Genomic DNA, 26,278 nt, shown 5'->3' on the forward strand with positions numbered 1-26,278 from the left:
TCCGCCCACCAGAATAGGCGTGGCGTCGTATAGGTCTGGTCGGTACAGTTCGAGTAGCCGATGACCCACCCCGCTTCGAATCCTCCAGCCCCGGTGGCGCTCCCGACGTAGATACTGCTGATGTGCTGACAGTTGGTTGGCGCGGACCCGACAGCCATTCGCGAGATAGTGCCTCGCGCACTAGTAGATGCCGGGCCGCCAATATCTTCGACAGAAGTTATCGTTCCGTAGTCGCCGTCCGCGACACAAGGCGGAGGCGCGGCCTCTGCGGCTGAACTTAGGAAGCCAATCCCGAATGCACTTGTGGCACTAACTGCGATCGCCACACCCGCGAGGAACCAGCCCACAGACCAACCCGTTTCCGCACATCGACTCATCCGAATGCCTTCCAGTTGGGCGAATTCGATCGACTTGAGAACAACTTTTCCACACCATCCCTGCACCCAGGATCGAGATGAGGAACCTGACGACAGTCGCGGCCGACGCAAGTTCGTGCATCGCCTTCGCCGCGCCCGCTCCGGGAACGTCACCCGGATCTCCACCTCAGCTTCGGACGATGCCGAACGACTCGAACAAGAGTCAAGTTTGCCCTGACAATACTGTCAAGAGCGCTACTTGAATGGCGCTCGAGACTTCTTGATACACGCCAGATTTGTCACTTTCATGACAAGATTCGATCGATTCGCTCGGGCCCGTTGTCGAGAATTCCGCGAGGCCGGCGCGCCGGTCCGACGAAGGCTGCCTGACCTCCGCGGGGTGGTCAGGGGTGGCGGATTCGGACATCATGCCCATCGTGAACTCCACCGGACCGGTCGACAATGACCGCGACCTGACGTACGCCGTCATCGGCGCGGGACCCTCGGGCCTGGCCGCGGCCCGGAACCTGCAGCAGGCCGGGCTGCCCTGGGCGGGCTACGAGCTCGCCGCCGGCGTCGGCGGCCTGTGGGACGCCTCGGCGCCGCGCAGCACCGTCTACGACTCGGCGCACCTGATCTCGTCGCGGACGACGACCCAGTTCAGCGAGTTCCCGATGCGCGAGGGCGTCGCCGACTACCCGTCGCACCGCGAGCTGCTCGACTACTTCCGCGACTTCGCGACCGCCTTCGACCTGACCCCGGGCTTCGAGTTCGGCTCCGAGGTGACGGCGGTCGTCCCGCACCCCGAGGGCGGCTTCACGGTCACCGCCCGGTCGGCGGCGGGCAGCCACGACACCCGCCACGCGGGCGTGCTGGTCGCCAACGGCACCCTGAGCGAGCCGAACGTGCCGACCTTCGCGGGCTCCTTCGACGGCGAGCTGTTCCACACCAGCGCGTACAAGTCCGCCACCGTCTTCGCCGGCAAGCGGGTGCTGATCGTCGGCGCCGGCAACTCCGGCTGCGACATCGCCGTCGACGCCGTCCACCACGCCGCGTCCGTCGACCTGTCGGTGCGCCGCGGCTACCACTTCGTGCCGAAGTACGTCTTCGGCAAGCCCGCGGACACCCTCAACCAGCGCAAGAGGCCGCTGCCGCCGCGGATCAAGCAGGCGGTCGACTCGCGGGTCCTGCGGATGTTCACCGGCGACCCGACCCGGTTCGGCTTCCCGAAGCCGGACCACCGGATCTACGAGTCGCACCCGATCGTGAACTCGCTGGTGCTGCACCACCTCGGCCACGGCGACCTGGCCGTCAGGCCAGATGTACGTCGGTTCGCGGGAGGGAACGTCGACTTCGTCGATGGAAGCAGCCGTTCGTACGACGTCGTGGTGCTGGCCACCGGCTACCACCTGCACTACCCGTTCCTGGACCCGGCGCTGCTGCGCTGGCGGGGCCGGGGCTCGGCGCCGGACCTCTACCTCAACATCTTCAGCGCCGCGCACCGCGACCTGTTCGTGCTCGGGATGATCGAGGCGTCCGGGATCGGCTGGCAGGGCCGCTACGAGCAGGCCGAGCTGGTGGCGGCGTACCTCCGGGCGCGGCGGGAGGACCCCGCGGCCGTCGCCGCCTTCGACGCCCGGGTCTCCGGGCCGCGGCCGGACCTCTCCGGCGGCTACCGCTACCTCGGGCTCGAGCGGATGTCCTACTACGTCAACAAGGACGCCTACCGGTCCGCGGTGCGTGCCGAGATCGAGGAGCTGCAGCCGTGACCGATGTCGACAACATCCGGATCGCGTTCGAGGAGTCGTCGCTGACGACCCTGAAGATCGTGATCGGGGCGATCCTGTTCGGGATCGCCCTGGACACCAAGCTGGAGTCCTTCGCCGCCGCGCTCAAGCGCCCCGGGGTGATCGCGATCGGGGTGGTGGCGCAGTTCCTGCTGCTGCCCGCGATCACCTTCGTGCTGACCCTGGTGCTCGACCTGCGCGGCTCCGTCGCGCTCGGCCTGATCCTGGTCGCCTGCTGCCCGCCCGGCAACGTGTCCAACATCCTCACCCACCGCTCCGGCGGCGACGTCGGACTGTCGGTGTCGATGACGGCGGTCAGCAACGTGCTGGCGATCTTCCTGATGCCGCTCAACATGGCGTTCTGGGGCGGCCTGCACCCCACCGGCGACGAGCTGCTGAAGGACATCGACCTGAGCGCCGTCGACATGCTCGTCGAGATCGCCCTGGTCATCGGGGTGCCGTTCGCGGCCGGCATCACCATCGCCCGCTTCTGGCCCCGGGTCGCCGCGGTCGCCCATCGCATCGTGGGCCCGCTGTCGTACGTCGGCCTCGCGGCGATCATCGCCGTCGGCGTGGCCCGCAACTGGGACATCTTCGTCGACTACATCGGCATCGTCCTGCTCGCCGTCTTCCTCCACGACGCGCTGTCCCTGGCCCTCGGCTACGGCATCGGGCGGGCGACCCGGTTGCCCGACGCCAGCGTCCGCGCGATGACCTTCGAGGTCGGGATCCGCAACGCCGGCCTGGGCCTGCTGCTGGTCTTCAGCTACTTCGAAGGTCTGGGCGGCATGGCCCTGGTCGCCGCCTGGTGGGGCATCTGGGACATCGTCGCGGGCCTCGCGGTGGCGATCACCTGGCGCCGACTGCGCGGCCCGGCGGTCGTGACCCCCGAGCAGGTGCCGGCGTGATCCGGGTTCTCGTCACCGGCGGCAGCGGCTTCCTCGGCTCCTCGGTCGTCCGCGGCCTGGCCGCCGCGGGGCTGGACGTCACGAGCGCCGACCTGAGGGAGCCTTCCGCTGCCGCGCCCGGGGTCCACCACGTCCGGCTCGACGTGACCGACCCGGCCCTGGTCGACGCGGTCGTCGCCGAGGCCCGACCGGAGGTCGTCGTACACCTCGCGGCGATCGTGACACCCGGAGGCGAGTCGAACCGCGCGCTGGAGCGGGCCGTCGACGTCGACGGGACCCGGCACCTGCTCGACGCCTGCGTGGCCCACGGGGTACGCCGGGTCGTCGTCTCGTCCAGCGGCGCGGCGTACGGCTATCACCCCGACAACCCGGCGTGGATCACCGAGGACCAGCCGGTGCGCGGCAACGAGGAGTTCGCCTACAGCCACCACAAGCGGCTGGTCGAGGAGCTGCTCGGCTCCTACGGCTCGCTGGAGCAGGTGGTGCTGCGGATCGGCACGATCCTCGGCAACAGCGTCGACAACCAGATCACGGCGCTGTTCGAGCGCAGGCGGCTGCTGCGGATCCGGGGCTCGGAGTCGCCGTTCGTCTTCATCTGGGACACCGACGTCGTCGCGATCGTCCAGCAGGCCGTCACCGGGCCGGTGACGGGTGTCTTCAACGTCGCCGGCGACGGCGCGCTCACCATCACCGAGATCGCCGGGCTGCTCGGCAAGCCGGTGCTGACCCTGCCCGAGCCGGTGATCCGGGCGGCGCTCGCCGTCGGCAAGCGGCTGGGGCTGACGGCGTACGGACCCGAGCAGACGATGTTCCTGCAGTACCGCCCCGTGCTCGCCAACGACCGACTCAAGACGGTCTTCGGCTACACCCCGTCGCGGACGTCGCGGGAAGCCTTCGATGACTGGCGTCACTCCCGCCGGTCATACTGATCACTATGCGTGCGATCTGGAAGGGTGCCGTCTCCTTCGGGCTGGTGAGCGTGCCCGTGAAGCTCTATGCCGCCACCGAGTCCCACGACGTGTCCTTCCGGCAGGTGCACGCCAAGGACGGCGGGCGGATCAAGTACCAGCGGGTCTGCGCGATCGACGGCGAGGAGGTGGCGTACGCCGACATCGCCAAGGGCTACGAGACCGAGGACGGCGAGATGGTCATCCTCACCGACGACGACCTGGCCGAGCTGCCGTCGACGTCCTCGCGGGAGATCGCGGTCGAGAAGTTCGTCCCGACCGAGCAGATCGACCCGATGATGTTCGAGAAGTCCTACTACCTCGAGCCCGAGAAGACCGGCGCGAAGCCGTACGCCCTGCTGCGCCAGGCCCTGCTCGACGCCGACCGGATGGCCGTCGTGACCATCGCGCTGCGCCAGCGCACCTCGGTGGCGGTGCTGCGCGTCCGCGACGACGTGATCGTGCTCCAGACGATGATGTGGCCCGACGAGGTCCGCACCCCCGACTTCTCCGTCGAGTCCGGCGAGATCAAGCCGGCCGAGGTCAAGATGGCCAACATGCTCGTCGAGACCCTCGCCGGCGACTTCGACGCCGCCGAGTTCGAGGACGACTACGCCGGTGCCGTCGAGGCGCTGGTCAAGGCCAAGGTCGAGGGTGGCGAGGTCAAGCGCACCCCCACCTCCACCAAGTCCTCCGGCGAGGTGGTCGACCTGCTCGCCGCCCTGCAGCGCTCGGTCGACGCGGCCAAGACCTCGCGCGGCGAGTCGACCGACTCCGGGGACGCCGACGACAGCGAGAGCGACTCGAAGCCGGCGAAGAAGACCCCGGCCAAGAAGTCTGCCGCGAAGAAGACGGCTGCGAAGAAGGCCCCCGCCAAGAAGCCCGCGGCCAAGAAGAGCACCACGAAGAAGGCCGCGGCCAAGAAGGCCAGCTGAGTCCTGCCCTCGTCGCTCGTCCGGTCGTACGAACAGTGGTTCGAGAGGACGTCGAGCACGGGATGGGTCGGCGGCGTTGCGGAGGTCCTGCGTCGTACCTGCAGTCCCTGGCGTCACTGCGGTGTCGAGGAACTCGCGCTTGTGTCGAGATACTTCACGACACAGGAACGAGTTTCTCCACCCAGGCGGAGAAACTCATCGCACCGACCAGCGTCAGCCGCCCGCACCCCCGACGTCCAGCAGCCGACCGAGGGTCTGATCGACCCGGCGGGCCATCGCGAGCTCGAAGGTCGCGTCCAGCGCCTCGGTCGCGAGCTCGCGGAGCGCGTTGAGGGAGCGCTGCACGTCGGACCACTGCTCGGGTGGTCGGCCGGCGGCCACGAACGGCTCCCAGACCCGCGCCACGAAGAGCTCGACGTAGATCCGCGCGACGCCGTCGGCGTGCTTGCGCAGCCGGGCGAGCAGGTCGAGCGCCTCGGTCACACTCAGGCCGAGCGAGGCCATCGCCGCCTCCCCCGCGGCCAGCAGCCGGGGCGCCAGCTCCTCGAGCTGCCCGTCGGCGCCCTCGCGCAGCAGGCCGAGTCGTACGGCGGCTCCCAGCACCTCGGCCGCCTCGTCCGGGCGGATCCGGAACCGCGCCACGAGCTCCTCGACGGTGGTCGTCCGGGGCTGGTCGTCGCCGAACATCCCCCGCGCCTGCTGGGTGAACGCGAGCAGCTGGTCGTCGGCGCGGACGTCGTCGTCGAGCATCCGGGCGATGCCGTCGAGCTTGAGCCCGGCGGCTCGCAGGTCCTGGATCAGCCGGACCCGGGCGACGTGCTCGGGGCCGTAGAAGCCGGTGCGTCCGCGGACCTCGGGCGGCGGCAGCAGCCGGCGCGACTGGTAGGAGCGCAGCGAGCGGACCGAGACGCTGGTGCGCCGGGAGAGCTCCTCGACGACGAACTCGTCGGCTTCCTCGGACTCCCCCGCTGACACGAGGGCGATCGTACCTCTGGACATTGTTACATCATTCGATGTTACATAAAGAGATGCAAGCAATTCGGACGCTCCCCGCCGTCGTGGAGGACCGACCCGCCGGGGCCGCCTCCCTGGACCAGGTCGCCATCGCCTCCGGGCTCGCCCTGGTGCTGACCGTCGCCCTGCTGGTCGTCGTCCTGGCCCACCGCACCGGCCGGCTGCGCGTGCTGGAGCGCCTGCTGCGCCGGATGGACGGCTCCCCGCTCTTCGGCGGCGTCGCCGCCTGGGCGAGCCTCCCGCTGATGGTCGCGATGATCTCGCTCGTCACGGCGCTCTTCGGCATGTACTGGGACATCTCGCTGCACATCGGCGTCGGTCGCGACGAGGGGCCGCTGGCCAACCCCGCGCACTACCCCATCCTCTTCGGGCTGTTCGGCATCTCCGCCGCCGGCGTGCTCGCGTGCGCCCTCCCCCGGGAGGACGAGATCGGCCCGTCCGGCATCCAGCTGGCGCCCGGCTGGCGGGCGCCGGCCGGCGGGCTGCTGCTGACCGGCGCCGGCAGCTACGCGCTGCTGGGCTTCCCGCTCGACGACGTCTGGCACCGGATCTTCGGCCAGGACGTCACGCTGTGGGGGCCGACCCACCTGATGCTCATCGGCGGGGCCGGGCTCTCGCTGGTCGCGATGGCCGTGCTGCTGGAGGAGGGCCGCGCCGGCCGTCGGACCGAGGGCCGGGGCGGGCGCGCGGCGTACCTCCTCGGGTGCTCTCTCACCGGCGGCCTGCTCATCGGGATGAGCGTCTTCCAGGCGGAGTACGACTTCGGCGTCGAGCAGTTCCGCCTCGTCCTCCAGCCGCTGATGATCGCCGCTGCGGCGGCGTTCAGCCTGGTCGTCGCCCGACTGTGGGTCGGCCGCGGGGCCGCCGTCGGGGCGGTCGTGTTCTACCTCGCGATCCGCGGCGGGGTGAGCGTGATCGTCGGCCCGGTGCTCGGCGAACTGTGGGCCGCCGTGCCGCTCTACCTCGTCGAGGCCCTGATCGTGGAGGCGGTCGCGGCCCGCTGGGCGCACCGACCCATGCTCGTCGGCGCGGTGAGCGGCGCTCTGATCGGGACCGTCGGCTTCGCCGCGGAGTACGCCTGGACCCAGGTCGCGTTCACCCTCGTCTGGACCACCGACATCGTGGTGGAGGGGCTCCTGCTCGCGACCCTCGGCGGGGTCGCCGGCGGCGTGCTCGCCGGTCTGCTGGTGCTCGGCCTGCGGCGCGAGCTGCCGGTCGTACGCCGGCCGCGGCTGGTCTTCGGGGCCGCACTGCTGGTGCTCGTCGGGGCGGTGACCAACGGCGTACTCGCCCTCGCCCCCTCCGGCCTGGAGGCCGAGACGACGATCGTCGCCGACGAGCAGGGCCCCGACGGCCGGGAGGTCCAGGCGGAGTTCCGCTTCTCCGAGCCCCCGGTCGACGGCGAGGAGGCCTGGCTGACGGTCACGGCATGGCAGGGCGGGCGTGGCTCGGCGGGCCTGCACGTCCAACCACTGGAGGAGGTCTCGCCCACCCTGTGGCGGACCACCGAGCCGGTGCCGGTCGACGGCACCTGGAAGACCATGGTCCGTGTCCACGACGGCCGGTCGCTGCGCGCGATGCCGATCTACCTGCCCGAGGACGCCGCCCTCGACGAGCCCGCGGTACCCGTCGCGGACGGTTCGGTGCGCGCCTTCGGCGAGGAGAAGCTGATCCTCCAGCGCGAGCTGAAGGACGACGTTCCGGGCTGGCTCTGGACGGTCGCCGGACTCGTGGTGCTCCTGTGCAGCCTGGTCCTCGTGCTCGGCCTCGGCTGGGGTGTCGGTCGCTACGCCCGCTCGCCCCGGCCGGAGGTCGAGCACCCGACCCCCGCGGGAGTCTGAGATGGTCCCGCTCCACCTCGGCGCGCTGCACGGCGCGGAGGGGTTCGCGGTGCTCGTGCTCGCCCTCGGCCCGATGCTCGTCGCCGTCGCCACGGTGCTGTACCTGCGCTGGCGCGGGTGATGGACCGCTCGTCGGGGTAGTCCGTCACACAGGGTTGGGTAAGAGCCCTCTTAGCCCCCCTGGTGTGACGGACTACCCCGCCGCTGCTCGGATCTGATGCCCGATCTCCGCCGCGACCGCGACCGCGAGGTCGTGAGCGGGCTCGCCGTCGACCTCGGGTACGACGTGGTGCACGGTGCCGGCGGCGAGCAGGTCGCGGGCCCGGACCTGCTGGGCACTCGCCATCTCGGCGGCGTGCTCGACGTCGCCGTGCACGATCACGCTCGCCCCCTCGGGCGGGAGCGGCGAGAGCCAGCCGTGCTCGGCCGCGACGACCGTCCGCGCCGGGAGCAGGGCGAGCGCACCGCCGCCGCAACCCTGCCCCAGGATCACCGACACCGTCGGCACCCGCATGGTCGTCATCGTCGCGATGCAGCGGGCGATCTCGCCCGCGATCGCGCCCTCCTCGGCCCGCTGGGACAGCTCGGCGCCGGGGGTGTCGATCACCGTGACCAGCGGCAGCCCGAGCTCGTCGGCCAGCCGCATCCCGCGGCGGGCCTCGCGCAGCGCCGCCGGGCCCATCTCGTGCCCGGGCCGCTGCCGGCTGCGGTCCTGCCCCACGAGGACGCACGGCTGACCGTCGATCCGGGTCAGCGCGACCACGACCGTCGAGTCCCGCTCGCCCTCGTCGGTGCCGCGCAGCCGCAGGGTCCCCGTCGCGCCGTACCTCAGCAGCTCCCGCACCCCGGCCCGACCGGGCTCGCGGGTGCGCTGGATCGACTCCCAGGCGGGCAGGTCCCGCGCCTCTCGAGGAGTACGACGCTCGAGCGTGGCCGCCGACGGCGGGTCCACCAGGATCCCCAGGGCCGCGTCCACCAGGGCCGGGATCTCGTCTGCGGCCACGACGCCGTCGATGACCCCCTTCGCGGCGAGGTTCTCCGCGGTCTGCACCCGCGGCGGGAACGGCCGCCCGTTCAGCGCCTCGAACACCTTCGGGCCGAGGAAGCCGACCAGTGCCTCGGGCTCGGCCACCGTGACGTGGCCCAGCGACCCCCAGGACGCGTAGACCCCGCCGGTGGTCGGGTGCCGCAGGTGCACGAGGTACGGCAGTCCGGCCGCCCGGTGGTCCATCAGCGCCCGCGAGATCTCCACCATCTCCACGAACGCGACGGTGCCCTCCTGCATCCGGGTCCCGCCCGACGCGGTCGTCGCGAGCACCGGGAGGCCCTCCGCGGTCGCCCGTCGTACGGCGGCCGCGATCCGCCGCGCCGCCGCCACCCCGATCGACCCGGCGAGGAAGCGGAACTCGTTCGCCACCACCGCCACCGGCCGACCCCGCACCAGCCCGCGGCCGGTCAGCACCGACTCGTCGGTGCCCGCCTTCTCGGCCGCGGCCGCGAGCGCCTGCCGGTAGGCCTCGGGGTGCTGCGAGACGTCGACCGGCTCGTCCCACGACTCGAACGAGTCCTCGTCGAGGACCAGGTCGAGCAGGTCGTCGGCGCCCCAGCGGCGCTGCGGACTCACGCGGGCCCCTCGTCCGGGAGCCGCTCCAGCCACTCGCGCACCGAGCCGCCGTGCTGGTCGAGCGTCGGCGGCGCGGCGTGGTCGCGCCGGGTCGTCTCGGCGCCGTCGGCGGTGAAGAAGCGCAGCGGCCCGCCCGGCAGGGTGATCGTGCCGAGTGTGGGGTGCTCGACGTCGAGCAGCAGCCCCTGGCTGGCCGTCTGGTCCCAGGCGTACACCTCGTCCATGCTGCGGACCTTGCCAGCGGGAACCCCGATCTCCGCCAGCTTGGCCAGCAGTGGCTCGGCGTCCCAGTCGGCGAACGCCGCCTCGACGACCTCGATCACCCGCTCGCGCGCACCGACCCGCTCGGCGTTGGTGGCGAGCCCCGGGGCGGCGGGGTCCAGCTCGAAGCCGGCGCACAGCCGCTTCCACAGCCCCTCGCTGCCGACGGCGATCTGCACGAAGCCGTCGCGGCAGTGGAACAGGCCGTACGGCGCGATCGACGGGTGGTGGTTGCCCTGCGCGCGGCCGACCTCCCCGGCGACCGTCCAGCGGGTGCCCTGGAAGGCGTGCACGCCGACGACCGCCGCGAGCAGCGAGGTGCGGACCACGGTCCCGACGCCGCTCGTCTGCCGCTCGTGCAGCGCCGCGAGGACGCCGTACGCGCCGTACATGCCGGAGAGCAGGTCGGCGATCGGGGTGCCGACCCGCTGCGGGTCGTCGGGCCCGGAGCCGGTCAGCGACATCAGCCCGGCCTCGCCCTGGGCGATCTGGTCGTAGCCGGCGCGCCCGCCCTCCGGACCGTCGTGGCCGAAGCCGGTGATGGAGAGCACGACCAGCCGCGGGTTGCGCGCCTGGAGCTCGGCGATGCCGAGGCCGAGCCGCTCGAGGACGCCGGTGCGGAAGTTCTCCACCAGTACGTCGGCCCGGTCGACGAGCCGGAGCAGCAGGTCGCGGTCGCGCTCGTCCTTCAGGTCCAGCGCCACCGACTCCTTGTTGCGGTTGGCGGAGAGGAAGTACGTCGACTGCCGGTCGTCTTCGGGCCCCACGAACGGCGGCCCCCAGCCGCGGGTGTCGTCGCCGGCCCCGGGGGCCTCGACCTTGATCACCCGGGCCCCGAGGTCGCCCAGCATCATCGTGGCGTGGGGTCCCGCGAGGGCGCGGGAGAGGTCGACGACGAGGACGTCGCTGAGGGGTCCGGTCACGGCTATCACCATCCCGGCAGCACGAGGGCTGCCCACACGAGGAGCGGACCGGCGAGGACGACGATCACGCTGTAGGTCAGGATCTGCTTGTAGTACACCGGCTCGGCGATGGAGTCGGGCTTGTTGGCCAGCATCAGGGCACCGTTGGTCGAGAACGGGCTCACGTCGACGATGGTCGAGGACACGGCGAGCGCGGCCACGAAGAGGCCGGCACTGATGCCGCCGTCGGCGATCAGCGGCAGCCCGATCGGGATGATCACGGGCAGCAGCGCGGTCGAGGAGGCGAAGGCCGAGACGACACCGCCGACGTAGCAGAGCACCAGCGCGCCGAGGGCGGCGACGCCGAGGCCGGCCGCCCAGCTGCCGACGAACTCCGGCGAGCCGGCGGCCTCGAGGATGGTCGCGTAGGTGCTGATGCCGGCGACCAGGAGCACGGTCGGCCAGGCGATCTGCTTGACGGCGTCCTTGTGCTCGTTCGGAGCCAGCATCGCCAGGATGACGGCTGCGGTGATGGCGACGAAGCCGATGTTCTTGTCGAAGGCCAGCGCCACGCCGGCGACGCCGACGAAAGCGAGGAGGGTGAGGATCTGGTCGTGCCTCATCCCGACGGCGCGGGTGGTGGTGGACGCCGAGGCGCCGGTCCCCCGGGAGGGCACGGTGGCGCCGCCGCGGTGCAGGTCCTCGGAGATGGTGTCCGGCTCGTCGGGGTCGATCCGGACGCCCATCAGCTTGCGACCGCCCAGCACCACGAACAGGATCGCGGCCATCACCAGGTTCACGATCAGGCTGGCCAGGAAGATGGTCAGCTCGCTGTTCGGGAGGCCCGCATCGGCCATCACCGCGTTGGTCAGCGAGCCGTAGATGCTGATCGGCGAGAAGCCGCCGCCCTGCGCGCCGTGGACGACGAACATGCCCATCATCAGCGGGCTGATGCCGTACCGGCCGGCGAAGCCGAGGGCGATCGGGCCGATGATCGCGCAGGCCGCCGGGCTCACCGCCCCCACGCCGGTGAGCACCGCGGTCACCGCGAACATCACCCACGGGATCAGCACGACCCGGCCGCCGACGGCCTTGACCGCGGTTCTCACGATCAGGTCGACGGTGCCGTTGTTGCGCGCGATCGCGAACAGGTACGTGACGCCGACGATCGTCAGGATCAGGTCACCACTGATCCCCGAGATGATCTCCTTCTCGTCCAGGTCGAGGGAGTACATCCCGACCAGCCACGCGGCCACGAAGGCCAGCGCGCCCATGTTGATCGGCAACACGGTGCCGATCACGAAGAGTGCGATCAACGCGAGGATCGCTACCCATTCCGGTCCCATGACTTCCTTCCTGCGCCTCCCACGCCCGGGCCGAGTGACCCCGGTCACGCAAATGGCTCAGTGGCCTAGCCAATAGCCCAACATGCCAACTGTCAATAGGATGCGCTCATGACCGAGTTCCCCCAGCGGCTGTTGCGCACCCGCCTGTACGAGCAGGTCGCGGGACAAATAACCGCCTGGATCGAGGCCAACGGGCTGCGCGCCGGCGACCGACTGCCGCCCGAGCGCGAGCTGGCGACCCGGCTCGGCGTCAGCCGCGCCACCCTGAGCCAGGCCCTGGTCGCGCTGGAGGTGATCGGCGTGGTGGTGGTCCGGCACGGCGACGGCACCGTGCTCACCGACGCCTCGCACGGACAGCAGCGGATCGTCGAGGCGATCCGCGCGCACGCCGACCGGCTGCCCGAGGTGATCGAGACCCGCGACGCCCTGGAGACCAAGATCGCCGGGCTCGCCGCGGTCCGTCGTACCGACGAGGACCTGGCCCGTATCGACGACGCCCTGGAGGCGATGGCCGCCGACATCGAGGCCGGCGGGCGCGGCGTGGAGGGCGACGAGCGCTTCCACGGCGCCGTCACCGCCGCCGCCCACTCGCTGCTGCTCGCGCGGCTGATGGACGAGATCGGCGACCTGATCAGGGAGACCCGGATCGAGTCCCTCTCCCAGCCGGGGCGCCCGCAGAACTCCCTCGCCGGCCATCGCGCCATCGCCGACGCGATCCGCGCCGGCGACCCCGGGGCAGCGGCCACCGCGATGCACGCGCACGTCGAGATGGTCAGCGACGTCGCCGTGCTCCGCGACCCCGCCACCGGGGCCTCGTGACGGGCTGGGAGCAGCTCGCCGTCCTCGCCGCCGGCCTCGGCGCCGGCGTGCTCACCTCGACCGTCGGGGTCGCGTCGCTGCTGAGCTTCCCGGTGCTGGTGGCGGTCGGGCTGCCGCCCGTGGTCGCGAACGTCTCCAACACGATCGGCATGACCCCGGCGGGGATCAGCGGCTCGTTCGGCTACCGCGCCGAGCTGCGCGAGCACCCGGTCGTCACGCTGGTCGTGCTCGGGACCGGGATGGTCGGCTCGGTGCTCGGCGCGATCCTGCTGCTCGGGTTGCCGCCCGACGTCTTCGAGTCGGTCGTGCCGTACCTGATCCTGTTCACCTGCCTGCTCGTCGGCGCCCAGCCGACGATCACCCGGCTGCTGCGCCGTGGGAAGGGGCCGCGGACGCCGCGCCACCACCTCTCCCCCGTCACGACGTTCTTCGCCGGAGTCGTCGGGGTGTACGGCGGCTACTTCGGCGCCGGCTCCGGCGTGATGATGGTCGCCGTCCTGGGCTTCGGCACCGACCTGGAGCTGCGGATCGTCAACGGTCTCAAGACGCTGGCGATCTTCGCCGGCAACGTCGTCGCCGCCCTGATCTTCGTGTTCGTCGCCGAGGTCGACTGGGCCGCGGCCGGCCTGCTCGCCGCCGGCTCCGTCGTCGGCGGGTACGTCGGTGCCCGCGTCGGTCGTCGTCTGCCGCCCACGCTGTTCCGGGTGCTGATCGTGATCGCCGGCGTGACCGCCGCGGTCACGATGCTGGCCTGAGAGGGCGCGCTGCAACTTCCCCGGTTCACCGGGGAAGTTGGACCTCCTGCGCCATCGCGACCCCGCAGAACGTCACGCGATGCCCGAGAAGTCCGGTCCGGGCGTCCCTCAGCTGGTCTCCCAGCGGAACAGCCGAGCGGCGATCAGGGTCACCACGACCGCGAAGCCGGCCAGGATCGCGAGGGGCAGCAGCGCCGCGCCCGGACCCTCGCCGCGGACCATCACGTCGAGCATCCCCTCGTTGAGGTGCTTGAGCGGCAGCAGGTTCGAGATCCCGCGCAGCCACCCGGGCGCGCTGTCGAGCGGGAAGAACGAGCCGCTCAGGAAGGCCATCGGCAGCACGATGAAGTTGGCGGCGTTCACCGCACCCTCGGTGGTCCGGGTGACCGCGCCCGCGAGCAGCCCGAGGGCCATGAAGCACAGGGTGCCGACGACCAGCAGCGGGATCGACATCCACCACGACCCGGTCAGCGTGAGGTCGAAGGCCGCGGCGCCCAGGCCGATGAAGATCGCCATCTGCACCAGCGCGATCACCAGCGTGACCGTGACCCGGGCGCCGACGACGGTGCGGGTCGAGACCGGGGCGAGCTGGAGCCGGCGCAGCAGCTTGGACTGCCGCCAGCCCTGCAGCGTCGCCGCGGCACCGAAGGCCGCGCTCATGGCGACCGCCCAGCCCAGCAGCCCCGGGGTCACGAACTGGATCGTCGAGAGCGAGTCGTCCTCGACCCGCTCGACCTCCAGCGCGAACCGCGGCGGCTGACCGGAGAGCGCCACGTTGGTCCCGTCGACGAAGGCCCGCAGAGCTCCCTGCGTGACGGCCGCCTTCACCTGGTCGGTCTGGGTGTAGTGGGCGACGATCGTGTCGCCCTGCATCTCGATCGCCACGTCGGCGTCGCCCTTGCGGACCTCCGCGATCGCGGCCTCGAGGTCGTCGGACTGCTCGACGTCGAACGTCTCGTCGAAGGCGGCCCGCGCCCCTTCGGGCATCTCATCGAGCAGCGCGACGCTGCCGACCTGGACCAGGTCGACCTTGGACTGGGTCTGGTCGCCGAACAGTCCCCCGAAGAGCACCAGGAACATCAGCGGGAAGATGAGCGCGAAGAACACCGACGCCTTGTCGCGCACGAAGCCGCGCACGATCGCGAGCGACAGCGCGAGGAACGGCGAGCGCATCATCGTGGCGATCATGCGCGGTACTCCCGGCCGGTCAGGTCGAGGAAGACGTCCTCGAGCGTGCCCGTCTGCACCCGCACCCCGTCGAGGCGGTGCTCGTCGGCGAGCCGGGCGATCTCCGCGGCCGGGTCGTGGGTCGTGACCACCTCGCCGTCGGCGAGCAGGATCCGGGTCGGGGCGTCCAAGCCGCGGATCAGTGCGTCCGGGCTGTCGTAGTGCAGGATCCGGCCGGCGTCCATGATCGCCACGCGGTCGCACAGGACCTCTGCCTCGTCCATGTAGTGCGTCGTCAGGACGACCGTGCGACCGGAGTCGTTGAGACCGGACAGCAGGTCCCACAGGTTGCGCCGGGCCTGCGGGTCGAGTGCCGCGGTCGGCTCGTCGAGGAACACGACGTCGGGGTCGTGCACCAGCGCGCAGGCGATGGAGAGCCGCTGGGCCTGACCGCCGGAGAGGTCCTCGACCCGCGAGTCGGCCTTCTCGACCAGGCCGACCCGCTCCAGCCACTCATCGGCGGCGCGCAGGGGTACGCCGTACAACGCCGCGAACGTGTGGATCTGCTCGCGGGCGGTGAGCCGCTCGAAGAACGCCGACGCCTGGAGCTGGACCCCGATCCGCGGCAGCAGCGCCGGGTTGCGCGGCCACACCGGGAGCCCGAGCACCGTGGCCGTACCGGAGTCGGGTCGACGCAGACCCTCGACGATCTCCAGCAGGGTGGTCTTGCCGGCGCCGTTGGGGCCGAGGATGCCGACGAACTCGCCCTCGCCGACCTCCAGGCTGACGCCGTCGACCGCCCGCAGGTCGCCGTACGTGATGGTCAGGTCGACGACCTCGATCGCTGGCACGCAGGAACCCTACTGGTTGTTAGCCACAACCAGCGGGCGAGATCCCAGGCTCGCCGGCTCACGCCCGGCGCGGGGTCAGGGGCAGCTCCCGTGGTAGCCCTCGCCGCGAGCGATGGCCTTCTCCTCCCAGCGGAGATAGCGCTTCTTGCTCGAGTACTTGATCCGGTGGTCCGCGTCCGCGAAACCGGTGGCGACCTGACTGCCGCCGACGTCGTAGTTCCCCTTGACCCGGACCACGTGGCGCAGCGGGTATCCGTCGGCGTCACGGTTGGGCGACGCCTTGTCGGAGAACACCTCGACCACCATGCCGCGCTTGATCCAGCTCCGGAGGTCCTTCTTGGCCGCCCTGACCCTGCACCTGTCGTCGTCGGGGACGTTGGCGCCGAGCAGGTGCAGCGTCGTCGCCGCACGCTTGCCCTCCCGCACCTTGACGAGCTCGCCGCTGATCACCTTCACGACCTTGATCACGGGTGCCGGCTTCGGCTTCGGCTTCGGCTTGGTCGGCTCCGGGTCTGCCGGCTCCGGGTCACCTGGACCGGCGCACGGGCAGGGAAGCGACTCGCAGGCGATCCCGTCTCCCTCGCGGTCGAGCCCGTTGGGGTCGCTGGGGTTGTCGTTGAGGTTCTGCTGCGCCGCCGCCTGGTTCGGGAAGTCGTCGCAGTTGAGGTCCTTGGCCTGCACGGGTGCTGCGGTGACCATCGAGAACCCGACCACCCCCACGAGAACCAGAGCCAGAGCCGTGAGCAGGTGGACCAGTCGTGAGTACATGTCGCCAATCGGGGTCGCCCGGCCGAGAATCCCGGCGATGCTAGGCAGTCGATCGGGCGGCCGTCTGTAGCCCGTCGATAGCCCGAGCGGAACTGGGGTTGCCGAAGAGAGGTCATACGAACCGAGCATCCGGAGGCTCGATTCGTATGACGTCCGCAGCAACGGCGCTCAGCCCGAGAGCAGCCCGCGCACGACCCGCAGGCCCACCGACATCCGGGCCAGGTCGGCCTGGTCGTCGGCGCAGATCTCGTCCAGGGTCGACGCGGCGCGGGCGACCGTCACGGCGTCGCCGTCCTCCCAGCTGGCGATCCGCCCCGGTGCCAGCTCGTCGGCCGGAGTGGCGCGCAGCACCTGGGCCGTGAGCTGGGAGTGCACCGCGTGCAGGTCGTCGCGCAGGGCGGCCCGCGCCATCGTCTGCCAGCGGTCCTCGCGCGGCAGGGCCAGGATCCGCTGCACCAGCGCCGGCAGGCCGAGCCGCTCCCCCAGCGCGAAGTGCACCCGCGCCACGTCGCGCGGGTCGAGATCCTCGCGCTGGGCGTTCTCGACGATGCCGAGCAGCATGTACGCCGGCGGCAGCACCGCGACCCGGCTCGCGAGGTCCTCGGGGACGTCCTTCTCGACCAGCCGGTCACGCCGGGCGGCGTAGGCGTCCAGCTCGCGTCCGGTCATCAGGTCGGGCAGCGCGGCCATCCCGGCCTGTACCAGGCCCCGGAACTGGTCGACGGTCGCCTGGCTGTCCAGCGGCGGTCGCCGGTTGGTGACCAGCCACCGCGACGCCCGCTCGACCAGGGTGCGCATCTCCAGGCGCATCCGGGTCTGCACCCCGGCGTCGAGGCGGTTGTCGTGGCTCGCGAGCTCCTGGCGCAGCGGCAGCGAGCCGAAGATCTCGCGGGCCACGAAGTTGGCCCGGGTCAGCTCGGCCGCGTCCGCACCGGTCTCGCCACCCAGCCGCGGCCAGAAGGTCATGCCGGCGCCGTTGACGAGGTCGTTGACGACCTGGGTGACGATGATCTCGCGGCGCAGGGGGTGCGCGGAGACCTGGGCCGCGAAGCCCTCGCGGACCGGACCCGGGAAGTAGGCGCGCAGGTCCAGGTCGAGGTACGGGTCGTCGGGCAGGTCCGAGGCCAGCAGCTGGTCGGCCAGCACGATCTTGGTCCAGGCCAGCAGCACCGCCAGCTCCGGAGCCGTGAGGCCCTCGCCGCGGTCGAGGCGGCGGCGTACCTCCTTGCTGGACGGCAGCCCCTCGATCTCGCGGTCCAGCACCCCGTCGGTCTCGAGCTTGCGCATCACGTCCTCGTGCACGTGCAGCAGCGACGGGGCGTGGTCGAGGGCGTTGGCGAGCGCGAGGTTCTGGTCGTAGTTGTCGGCCAGCACCAGCGCGGCCACTTCGTCGGTCATCTCGGCCAGCAGGACGTTGCGCTGCTTGGTCGTCAGGTCGCCGTCGCGGACCACCCGGTCGAGCAGGATCTTCAGGTTCACCTCGTGGTCGGAGGTGTCGACGCCCGCGGAGTTGTCGATGAAGTCGGTGTTGATCCGTCCGCCCGCGCCGGCGTACTCGATCCGGCCGGCCTGGGTGAAGCCCAGGTTGCCGCCCTCGCCCACGCAGGCCGCGCGCAGCTCGCCACCGTCGACCCGGATCGGGTCGTTGGCCTTGTCGCCGGCGTCGGCGTGGGTCTCGGCGGCGCCCTTGACGTAGGTGCCGATGCCGCCGTTCCACAGCAGGTCGACCGGCGCGGTGAGGATCGCCCGCATCAGCTCCGCCGGCGTCATCGACTCGACGCCGGCCGCGATCCCGAGCGATTCGCGGACCTGCGGAGTGATCCTGACCTTCTTGGCCGAGCGGGGGTAGACGCCGCCGCCCTCCGAGATCAGCGCCGTGTCGTAGTCCTTCCAGCTGGACCGGGACAGCTCGAAGAGCCGCTTGCGCTCGGCGTACGACGTCGCCGCGTCGGGGGCGGGGTCGAGGAAGATGTCGCGGTGGTCGAACGCGGCCACCAGTCGGGTGTGCTCGGAGCAGAGCAGCCCGTTGCCGAAGACGTCGCCGGACATGTCGCCGATGCCGACCGCGGTGAAGTCCTCGACCTGGCAGTCGATCCCGCGCTCGCGGAAGTGTCGCTGCACCGAGACCCAGGCACCCCGGGCGGTGATGCCCATCGCCTTGTGGTCGTAGCCGACCGAGCCGCCGCTGGCGAAGGCGTCGCCCAGCCAGAAGCCGTAGTCGCCCGCGACGCCGTTGGCGATGTCGGAGAACGTCGCGGTGCCCTTGTCGGCTGCGACGACCAGGTAGGAGTCGTCGCCGTCGTGGCGTACGACGTCCGCCGGCGGCACCGTCTGGCCCTCGGCCAGGTTGTCGGTGATGTCGAGCAGGCCGCAGATGAACGTGCGGTAGCAGCCGACGCCCTCCGCCAGCCAGGCGTCCCGGTCGACCGCCGGGTCGGGCAGGTTCTTGGCGTAGAAGCCGCCCTTGGCACCGACCGGCACGATCACGGTGTTCTTCACCATCTGCGCCTTGACCAGGCCGAGCACCTCGGTGCGGAAGTCGTCGCGCCGGTCGGACCAGCGCAGCCCGCCCCGGGCGACGGAACCGAAGCGCAGGTGCACGCCCTCGACCCGCGGGCTGTAGACGAAGATCTCGAACTTCGGCCGCGGGTGCGGCAGGTCCGGGATCGCCGAGGGCTCCAGCTTGAAGCTGATGTACGGCTTCGGCCGACCGTCGACGCGCTGGAAGTAGTTCGTGCGCAGGGTCGCGCGCACGTGGGTGAGGTACGAGCGCAGGATCCGGTCGTGGTCGAGGCTGGCGACGTCGTCGAGCGCGGCACCGATCCGGGCGACCAGGTCGTCCTCGGCGGCCTCCCGGTCGGCGACCGCCGGGTCGAAGCGGGCCTCGAAGAGCCGCACCAGCAGCCGGGTGATGTCGACGTTCGCCGCCAGCGCCCCCTCGATCGAGTCCAGCGCGAACGGCGAGCCGCCCTGGCGCATGTACTTCGCGTAGGCCCGCAGCACGGTCGCCTGCCGCCAGGTCAGCCCGGCGCCCAGCACCAGCGTGTTGAAGCCGTCGGTCTCGTTGAAGCCGTCCCACACCGCGCGCAGGGCGTCCTGGAACAGCTCGCGCGCCTCCGGCCGCAGGTGCTGCCCGTACCGCAGCCCGAACTCGTAGACGAACGAGCGGCGTCCCCCCTTCTCGTCGGGGGAGCCGGCCAGCTCGTAGGGCCGCTCGTCGACGACCTCCACGCCCATCGACGAGAGCATCGGCAGCACGGCCGACAACGACAGCGGCTCCCCGACCCGGTAGACCTTCAGCCGGGCCTCGCCGCGGCCGGCGTCCAGCGGCTGGTAGAGCGAGAGGTCGATGCCCTCCTCACCCTGGATCCCCTCCAGCCGGCCGAGGTCGACCGACGCGGTGCGCGGCGCGAAGTCCTCCTTGTACGCCTCCGGCCACGCGTCGACGTACCGCCGCCCGAGGATCGACCCGGCCGCCTCGCCGTACTCGGCGATCACGGCGCCGAGGAAGTCGTCGTGCCACGAGCGGGACGCGTCGGTGAGTCGGCGCTCCAGGTCGGCGGTGTCGATGTCGGGCAGGTCGGCGCCCTGGTGCAGGTGGACGACGAAGTGGACCCGCGCGGTCGTGGACTCGTTGATCCGCACGGTGAACTCCACCGACGCAGCGCCCAGCCGGTCCTCGAGGATCCGGGAGAACTTCTCCCGGACGCCCGTGTTGTAGCGGTCGCGGGGCAGGTAGACGAGCACCGAGACGTAGCGCCCGTAGATGTCGCGCCGGATGATCGCGCGCACCGCCCGGCGCTCCCGGGCGTGCATCGCCGCCTCGGCCATCGGCGCGAGCTCCTCCACCGGGGTGTGGAACAGCTCGTCGCGCGGATAGCTCTCCAGGGTGTCCATCAGGGCCCGGCCGGCGTAGCTGCGCGGGTCGTAGCCGCTGCGGCGCAGTACGTCGGCCGCCCGCTCGCGGAGCAGGGGGATGCGGGTGAGCGACTCGGCGTACGCGGTGCTCGACAGCAGGCCGAGGAAGCGCCGCTCCCCCGTGACGACGCCGGCCTCGTCGAACGTCTTCACCCCGACGTAGTCGAGGTACGCCGGGCGGTGCACGGTCGCCCGGGAGTTGGCCTTCGCCAGCACCAGCAGGGTGGCCTCGCGAGCCTTGTCGCGGACCTTGTCGGGCAGCCGGGTGCTCGTGGTGAGGTCGGGGTCGTTGCGCAGGATCCCGAGGCCGGTGCCCGGGACACCCTGCAGGTGGTCGTCGGCGGTGAGCTGGTACTCGCGGTAGCCGAGGAAGGTGAAGTGGTCGTCGGTCAGCCAGGTCAGCAGCTCGCGCGCCTGGCGGACCTCCTCGGGGTCGAGCCCCGCCGGGCCGGCGGCTCCGAGCTCCTCGACGATCTCGAGCATCCGGCCCCGAGTGCGCGGCCAGTCCTCGGTGGCCTCCCGGACGTCGCGCAGCACCAGGTGGATCTGGTCGACCATCGCGTCGAGGTCCTCGCCCTCGGGCACCCGGCCGATCTCCACGTGCATCCAGGACTCGCGGACCGTGCCCTCGTGCGGGTCGAGCGACCCGTCGTCGATGACGTGGACGGCCTGCAGCTCGCCGGTGATGTCGCGCTCGACGTCGAAGTGCGGGTGCACCACCACGTGCACGTCCCGCAGCTGTCGGGAGAGCTCCATCGTGAGCGAGTCGACCAGGAACGGCATGTCGTCGATGACGACCTCCACCACCGAGTGGCCGTTCGCCGACCAACCCTGGTCGCCCAGGGTGGGCGTGAGTACCCGCACCTGGGCCGTCCCCTGCGGCCGCCGGCTAGCGAGCCCGTAGTGCGACGCGAACGCGCCGTACACGTCCACCTCGGAGCGGTCGGTGAGGTCCTCGGGGGCCACGTGGCGGTAGTAGGCCCGCAACAGCTCGGCCACCTGATCATGGGGCGGACCTCCCGACCCGGTCCCGGACCGCGCGAGCGCAGCCGCCCTCTCGAGGAGCTCGGACTTGTCCACCACGTGCGTCGCCGTTGACACCCTCTGACCCTAGGCCGCTGCGCTCGCCGTACCAAGATGTCGCAGCGCACGTACGCGCCCTAGACTTCGCGCGTCCACGAGCGCCCGTAGCCCAATGGGTAGAGGCACCAGGTTTAGGTCCTGGCCAGTGAGAGTTCGAGTCTCTCCGGGCGCACTCCCCACCTCAGTCTGCGGCGCGGCCTTCCTCGCGCAGCCGCGGGAGCGTCGTGCCCTCCGGCCTGATGCCGGTCTTGTCGGCGTAGAACTCGCGGATCCGGTCCATGTCGGCGCCGACGTCGCCGGTGGGCGAGAAGGTCGGGCCCCAGCCCACGGTCTTCGACGGGGCGTCGAGGAAGGCCAGGGTGATCGGGATGCCCGTCTGCTGGGAGATCCGGTAGAAGCCGGACTTCCAGTACTCCCCCCTGCTCCGGGTGCCCTCGGCGGCGATCCCGAGCAGGAACGCCTCGTCGGACGCGGACTCGGCGAGCAGGGTGCGGATCGTGGCGCCCGGGTTGGCCCGGTCCAGCTCCACGGCGCCGGTGGCGCGCATGAACGGACCCGCGGGGCCCTTGAAGAACGAGTGCTTGACCAGCAGCCGGATCTGCACGCTGTTGTCCCAGGCCAGGAGCATGGTGAGCACCCAGTCCCAGTTCGAGGTGTGCGGGGCGCCGACCAGGATGCCCTTGCTCGGCACGGTGCCGACCGTCTTCCATCCGGTGAGGCGCAGGGCCGCTCGCGCGAAGGTACGACGGAGGAGGAAGTGTCGGTTCACCCGGAGAAGGTAGCGGCCTCCGGGACACTGTGACGCCGATCACAGCGATCCACTAGCGTCCGGCCATGGACTCCGCGCTCACGACGGTCGGCCTGCCCCTGGCCCTCGGCATCATCATGTTCGGTCTCGGGCTCTCCCTGACCCCCGACGACTTCCGCCGGGTGGGTCGGCACCCGCGCGCGGTCGCCGTCGCACTGGCCTGTCAGCTGCTGCTCCTGCCCGCACTCTGCTTCGGCCTGGTCAAGCTCCTGGACCTGGACCCGCTGCTCGCGATCGGCATGATGCTGCTGGCGGCCTCCCCCGGCGGCACCAGCGCCAACCTGTTCAGCCACCTGTTCCGCGGCGACGTCGCCCTCAACGTCACGCTGACCGCGATCAACTCGGTGATCGCGATCGTCTCGCTGCCGATCATCACCAACCTCGCCATCGAGCACTGGGACCAGGGCGAGACCGTCGACCTCCAGTTCGGCAAGGTCGTCGAGGTGTTCGCGGTGGTCCTCGTCCCGGTCGCCCTGGGCATGCTGGTGCGCGCCCGCAAGCCCGACTTCGCGCATCGGATGGACCGTCCGGTCCGCACCGGCTCGGCCGTGATCCTGGCCGTGCTCGTCCTCGGCATCCTGCTCGACCAGCGCGAGAACGTCGGCGACTACATCGCCGACGTCGGGCTCGCCGCCGGCCTGTTCTGCGCCGCGAGCCTGGTGATCGGGTACGTCGTCCCGCGCGCGGCCGGCATCCGCGAGGAGCAGGCGATCGCCTCGTCGATGGAGATCGGCGTGCACAACGGGACGCTCGCGATCTACGTGGCCGTCGAGGTGCTCGACAGCACGACGATCTCGGTCCCCGCGGCGGTCTACTCGGTCTTCATGTTCGTGCTGGCGGCCGCCTGGGGCGCCCTGATCAGCCGGCGGATCCGAGCTGCTGCGCCAGCAGAGGTGCGAGCTCCCTGAGCGCCTTGCCGCGGTGGGAGACGGCGTCCTTGTCCTCGACCGACAGCTCGGCGGTCGTCACCCCGGGACGGTCGTCGGCGACGAACAGCACGTCGTAGCCGAACCCGCCGGTCCCCCGGACCTCGCGGACGACGGTGCCGTCCATCCGGCCGTGCACGACCAGCTCGCCGCCGGCGTGCACGAACGCCACCGCACACACGAAGTGGGCGCCCCGGCGCTCGTCCGGCACGTCGGCCAGCTGGTCGAGCAGCAGCCGGTTGTTGCGCGCGTCGTCCTTGGGCGGGCCGGACCAGCGGGCCGACAGCACGCCGGGCATCCCGTTGAGCGCGTCGACGCACAGCCCGCTGTCGTCGGCGACCGACGGCAGCCCGGTCGCCGCGAAGCCGGCTCGCGCCTTCAGCAGCGCGTTGCCCTCGAAGGTCGGCTCGTCCTCCACCGGCTCGTCGTACGGCGTGACGTCGTCGAGGCCCACGACCTTCGCGTCGGGAAGGTGCTCGGCGAGGATCCGCTCCATCTCGCGGAGCTTCTTGGCGTTGCGGGAGGCGAGGAAGATCTCGACGGGCTCGACCACCGGGGAGGTCACGCCAGGGACTCCCGCTGGATCCGGGTCAGGTCGGCGCAGCCCTTCTCGCCCAGCGCGAGCAGCGCGTCGAGCTCGCGGCGGTCGAAGGCCGCGCCCTCGGCGGTGCCCTGCACCTCGATGAACTTGCCGTCCCCGGTCATCACGATGTTCATGTCGGTCTCCGCGCGCACGTCCTCCTCGTAGGGCAGGTCGAGGCGGGGGGTGCCGTCGATGATGCCGACGCTGACCGCCGCGACCGAGCCGACCAGCGGCTCGCCCTTCAGCGCGCCGGTCGAGCGCAGGTGGGCGACCGCGTCGGCGAGGGCGACGTACGCGCCCGTGATCGCCGCCGTGCGGGTGCCACCGTCGGCCTGCAGGACGTCGCAGTCGAGCTGGATGGTGTTCTCGCCGAGCGCCTTGTAGTCGATGACCGCGCGCAGCGAGCGGCCGATCAGCCGGCTGATCTCGTGGGTGCGTCCGCCGATCCGGCCCTTGACCGACTCGCGGTCGGAGCGGGTGTTGGTCGAGGCCGGGAGCATGGCGTACTCGGCCGTCACCCAGCCCAGGCCCGAGCCCTTGCGCCAGCGCGGCACGCCCTCGGAGGCGGACGCGGCACACAGCACGCGGGTGCGGCCGAACTCCACGAGCACCGAGCCGGCGGCGTGGTCGAGCCAGTTGCGGGTGATCTTGATCTGGCGGAGCTCGTCGTCGGCGCGACCGTCGGCACGTGTCATGCCCACGAGGCTAGTGGGGGCCGGGGACACGGTCGCTGACGCCCTCGGGTCCGGCGGTCGAAGGTGCCGGACGCCCCCGTGGCGGCAGGCACGGTGCGTGCCTGCCGCCACGGGGGTCGGGTCGGTCGATCCAGGGTGCAGGGCTACTTGAACTCGATCCGCAGCAGCCGGAGGATGCCGAGCACGAGCGGGAGGATCAGCCAGATCGTGCCGGTGACGGCGATCTGCGCCCACTCCTCGCCGGTCGGCGTGTAGTCGCCGCTGAAGAGCGGCATCTGGGCGGTGTTGAACTCGATCCAGGGCGCGACCTTCTCGAAGCCCTCGCTGAGGGCGCCGAGGATGCCGACCGCGATCGGCAGAATCAGGCTGTACGCGAAGTAGCCGACGATCGCGGCCGGCGTGTTCATCAGCAGCATGGCGATCGCGAAGCCGATGAAGATCCCGATGATGTTGGCAAGCACGAAGCCGTTGAACAGCAGGTTGCCGTCGACCGACCACTCCGGGGTCCCGCCGGTCGCCGCGCCCAGCAGGGTGCCGAAGACGGCGACCACGACGGCGATCAGCATGACGGCCACGCCGAGGCACAGGCCCGCCAGGAACTTCGCCGCGACGACGCGGGGCCGCCGGGGCTCGAGGGTGAAGGTCACCAGCCCGTTGCGCTGGCTGGCCTCGCTGGTGACGAGCATGATGATCAGGATCGGCAGGAAGTAGCCGAGCACGCCGCCGGCGACACTCAGGAAGTCCCCGTAGTCCTTGTCGCCCTCGGGGGCGACCAACGCGTAGATCACCAGGACCGCGAGCACCAGGCCGACGATCGCGACCGTGAACCAGAGGCCGGCCCGGGTGTCGAGCGCCTTGCGGAGCTCGACCTTGACCAGGCGGGAGAGCGGGACCTTCTCGGTGCCCGAGAAGTCGATGTAGCCCGGAGCGACGGTGCTCATGACGGGATTCCTTCCGGCAGGGTCTCGCGCTGGGTGTCGGAGGTGAGCTCGAGGAACAGGTCCTCGAGACCGCCCTCGCCGGACCGCAGGTCGGTCAGGACGATCTGGTGCTCGGCCGCGACGCGGCCGACCTCGACCGGGGCGACCTCGACCCGGAGACCCTCACCCGCCGCGGTGACCTTGAGGTCCTTGGCCTGCAACGCCCGGGCCAGCTGGTCGTTCGCCAGCGACGTCACCAGGGTCGAGGCCGTGGTGCTGCCCGCGAGCAGCGACTGCTTGTTGCCCTGGGCGACGATCTTGCCGCGGCCGATCAGGATCATCTCGTCAGCGATGATCTCGACCTCGTGCAGCAGGTGACTGGAGAGCAGCACCGTGCCGCCGCGGTCGGCGTACCCCTTCAGCAGGCCGCGCATCCAGCGGATGCCGGCCGGGTCGAGGCCGTTGGCGGGCTCGTCGAGGATCAGCACCGACGGGTCGCCGAGCAGCGCGTGGGCGATGCCGAGGCGCTGCTTCATGCCGAGGCTGTAGTTGCGGAGCCGACGCCTGGCCTCGGAGTCGGTCAGCGACACCAGGGCGAGCATCTCGTCGACCCGCGACTTCGGGAGCCCCATCGTCTGGGCCCCGAGGGTCAGGATCTCCCGACCGGTGCGGCCGGCGTGCTGGGCGGAGGCATCGAGCAGCACGCCGACGTGCCGTCCGGGGTTGGGGATGTCGGTGTAGAGGTGGCCACCGATGGTGACCCGCCCTCGGGTCGCGGGCGTGAGCCCCACCATGACGCGCATGGTGGTCGTCTTGCCGGCACCGTTGGGACCGAGGAATCCGGTGACCCGTCCGGGCTGGCAGACGAAGCTCACGTCGTCGACGGCGGTGAACGCGCCGTACGTCCGGGTGAGTCCTTCGACGTTGATCATGGCGCCCACCCTGCCCGAACGGGTCGCCCCCGCGCATCGGACGCGCGGAGGTGCCGACCCCCTACCTAGGGAGGGGGCGTACGACGACCCCCGGCGCCTGCGCCCGTCGTACGACGCCCCTAGCCTGGCCGG

General features: G+C 71.3%; 21 protein-coding genes and 1 tRNA gene. 9 read left to right on the top strand and 13 right to left on the bottom strand.

All coding sequences use genetic code 11. From position 1 onward, the window contains the following. The first annotated feature begins 793 nt into the window (after positions 1-793). From MUB56_RS24270 to MUB56_RS24285, 4 genes are read left to right on the top strand one after another with little or no spacing between them, the layout of a single operon-like run. The gene (locus MUB56_RS24270; protein WP_244929579.1) at positions 794-2,125 is read left to right on the top strand and encodes an NAD(P)-binding domain-containing protein; all 1,332 of its coding nucleotides are present in this window, start codon (positions 794-796) and stop codon (positions 2,123-2,125) included. Continuing rightward, the gene (locus MUB56_RS24275) at positions 2,122-3,051 is read left to right on the top strand and encodes a bile acid:sodium symporter family protein (RefSeq protein ID WP_244929580.1); all 930 of its coding nucleotides are present in this window, start codon (positions 2,122-2,124) and stop codon (positions 3,049-3,051) included. Before MUB56_RS24270 ends, MUB56_RS24275 begins: the two co-directional genes overlap by 4 nt. Then, complete coding sequence (locus tag MUB56_RS24280) at positions 3,048-3,980, top strand: SDR family oxidoreductase (protein WP_244929581.1); 933 nt, start codon at positions 3,048-3,050, stop codon at positions 3,978-3,980. Before MUB56_RS24275 ends, MUB56_RS24280 begins: the two co-directional genes overlap by 4 nt. Positions 3,981-3,985: 5 nt before the next feature. Continuing rightward, entirely contained in the window at positions 3,986-4,933 is a 948-nt protein-coding gene (locus MUB56_RS24285; protein ID WP_244929582.1) for a Ku protein, read from the top strand. 213 nt (positions 4,934-5,146) lie between these two features. Here MUB56_RS24285 and MUB56_RS24290 read toward each other — a convergent pair whose 3' ends face one another. Continuing rightward, on the bottom strand, positions 5,147-5,908 hold the full coding sequence (locus MUB56_RS24290; protein WP_244929583.1) for a MerR family transcriptional regulator: 762 nt from the start codon (positions 5,906-5,908) through the stop codon (positions 5,147-5,149). An 83-nt stretch (positions 5,909-5,991) separates the two neighbouring features. On the opposite strand from MUB56_RS24290, the gene MUB56_RS24295 reads away from it, so the two are divergent. After that, positions 5,992-7,788 (top strand): hypothetical protein, encoded by a 1,797-nt coding sequence (locus MUB56_RS24295; protein ID WP_244929584.1) that lies wholly within the window; start codon positions 5,992-5,994, stop codon positions 7,786-7,788. Positions 7,789-7,981: 193 nt separating this feature from the next. Here MUB56_RS24295 and MUB56_RS24300 read toward each other — a convergent pair whose 3' ends face one another. Genes MUB56_RS24300 through MUB56_RS24310 form a run of 3 tightly spaced genes read right to left on the bottom strand, consistent with a single transcriptional unit; the run spans position 7,982 to position 11,921 of the window. Continuing rightward, positions 7,982-9,412 carry a carboxyl transferase domain-containing protein gene (locus MUB56_RS24300; protein WP_244929585.1) on the bottom strand — a complete coding sequence of 477 codons (1,431 nt, stop codon included), beginning with the start codon at positions 9,410-9,412 and terminating at the stop codon, positions 7,982-7,984. Then, a complete protein-coding gene (locus tag MUB56_RS24305) occupies positions 9,409-10,596 on the bottom strand; it encodes a CoA transferase (RefSeq protein ID WP_244929586.1) in 1,188 nt (395 codons plus the stop codon). The genes MUB56_RS24300 and MUB56_RS24305 overlap by 4 nt, the downstream gene beginning before the upstream one ends. Positions 10,597-10,601: 5 nt before the next feature. Then, on the bottom strand, positions 10,602-11,921 hold the full coding sequence (locus MUB56_RS24310; protein WP_280637332.1) for an SLC13 family permease: 1,320 nt from the start codon (positions 11,919-11,921) through the stop codon (positions 10,602-10,604). 108 nt (positions 11,922-12,029) lie between these two features. Between MUB56_RS24310 and MUB56_RS24315 the strand changes: the two genes are divergently transcribed. After that, positions 12,030-12,740: a FadR/GntR family transcriptional regulator gene (locus tag MUB56_RS24315; protein ID WP_244929588.1), complete on the top strand. Its 711-nt coding sequence runs from the start codon at positions 12,030-12,032 to the stop codon at positions 12,738-12,740. Next, positions 12,737-13,495 carry a sulfite exporter TauE/SafE family protein gene (locus MUB56_RS24320; RefSeq protein ID WP_244929589.1) on the top strand — a complete coding sequence of 253 codons (759 nt, stop codon included), beginning with the start codon at positions 12,737-12,739 and terminating at the stop codon, positions 13,493-13,495. The genes MUB56_RS24315 and MUB56_RS24320 overlap by 4 nt, the downstream gene beginning before the upstream one ends. Before the next feature lie 108 nt (positions 13,496-13,603). On the opposite strand, the gene MUB56_RS24325 is transcribed toward MUB56_RS24320, so the two are convergent. The 4 genes from MUB56_RS24325 to MUB56_RS24340 form a co-directional block, all read right to left on the bottom strand. Beyond that, positions 13,604-14,683 carry an ABC transporter permease gene (locus MUB56_RS24325; RefSeq protein ID WP_244929590.1) on the bottom strand — a complete coding sequence of 360 codons (1,080 nt, stop codon included), beginning with the start codon at positions 14,681-14,683 and terminating at the stop codon, positions 13,604-13,606. Then, the gene (locus tag MUB56_RS24330; RefSeq protein ID WP_244929591.1) at positions 14,680-15,513 is read right to left on the bottom strand and encodes an ABC transporter ATP-binding protein; all 834 of its coding nucleotides are present in this window, start codon (positions 15,511-15,513) and stop codon (positions 14,680-14,682) included. Before MUB56_RS24330 ends, MUB56_RS24325 begins: the two co-directional genes overlap by 4 nt. Before the next feature lie 75 nt (positions 15,514-15,588). After that, positions 15,589-16,281 (bottom strand): excalibur calcium-binding domain-containing protein, encoded by a 693-nt coding sequence (locus MUB56_RS24335; RefSeq protein WP_244929592.1) that lies wholly within the window; start codon positions 16,279-16,281, stop codon positions 15,589-15,591. 168 nt (positions 16,282-16,449) lie between these two features. Further along, the gene (locus MUB56_RS24340) at positions 16,450-21,300 is read right to left on the bottom strand and encodes an NAD-glutamate dehydrogenase (RefSeq protein WP_244929593.1); all 4,851 of its coding nucleotides are present in this window, start codon (positions 21,298-21,300) and stop codon (positions 16,450-16,452) included. A gap of 80 nt (positions 21,301-21,380) precedes the next feature. Between MUB56_RS24340 and MUB56_RS24345 the strand changes: the two genes are divergently transcribed. Then, a tRNA-Leu gene (locus tag MUB56_RS24345) sits at positions 21,381-21,454 on the top strand. Between the two features lie 9 nt (positions 21,455-21,463). On the opposite strand, the gene MUB56_RS24350 is transcribed toward MUB56_RS24345, so the two are convergent. After that, positions 21,464-22,051 (bottom strand): lysophospholipid acyltransferase family protein, encoded by a 588-nt coding sequence (locus MUB56_RS24350; RefSeq protein WP_244929594.1) that lies wholly within the window; start codon positions 22,049-22,051, stop codon positions 21,464-21,466. Between the two features lie 65 nt (positions 22,052-22,116). On the opposite strand from MUB56_RS24350, the gene MUB56_RS24355 reads away from it, so the two are divergent. After that, positions 22,117-22,998 carry a bile acid:sodium symporter family protein gene (locus tag MUB56_RS24355; protein ID WP_244929595.1) on the top strand — a complete coding sequence of 294 codons (882 nt, stop codon included), beginning with the start codon at positions 22,117-22,119 and terminating at the stop codon, positions 22,996-22,998. Here MUB56_RS24355 and rdgB read toward each other — a convergent pair. The 4 genes from rdgB to MUB56_RS24375 all read right to left on the bottom strand — a co-directional run bounded on the left by rdgB (position 22,949) and on the right by MUB56_RS24375 (position 26,146). Continuing rightward, positions 22,949-23,581, bottom strand: a complete 633-nt coding sequence (gene rdgB / locus MUB56_RS24360; protein ID WP_244929596.1) for an RdgB/HAM1 family non-canonical purine NTP pyrophosphatase — start codon at positions 23,579-23,581, stop codon at positions 22,949-22,951. The two genes, MUB56_RS24355 and rdgB, sit on opposite strands and share 50 nt — an antisense overlap. Then, on the bottom strand, positions 23,578-24,294 hold the full coding sequence (gene rph, locus MUB56_RS24365; protein ID WP_244929597.1) for a ribonuclease PH: 717 nt from the start codon (positions 24,292-24,294) through the stop codon (positions 23,578-23,580). The genes rdgB and rph overlap by 4 nt, the downstream gene beginning before the upstream one ends. A 143-nt stretch (positions 24,295-24,437) precedes the next feature. Next, on the bottom strand, positions 24,438-25,235 hold the full coding sequence (locus MUB56_RS24370; RefSeq protein ID WP_244929598.1) for an ABC transporter permease: 798 nt from the start codon (positions 25,233-25,235) through the stop codon (positions 24,438-24,440). After that, positions 25,232-26,146, bottom strand: a complete 915-nt coding sequence (locus MUB56_RS24375) for an ATP-binding cassette domain-containing protein (RefSeq protein WP_244929599.1) — start codon at positions 26,144-26,146, stop codon at positions 25,232-25,234. Before MUB56_RS24375 ends, MUB56_RS24370 begins: the two co-directional genes overlap by 4 nt. Between the last annotated feature and the right edge of the window lie 132 nt (positions 26,147-26,278).

This window comes from Nocardioides sp. W7 (assembly GCF_022919075.1).
Lineage (GTDB): Bacteria > Actinomycetota > Actinomycetes > Propionibacteriales > Nocardioidaceae > Nocardioides.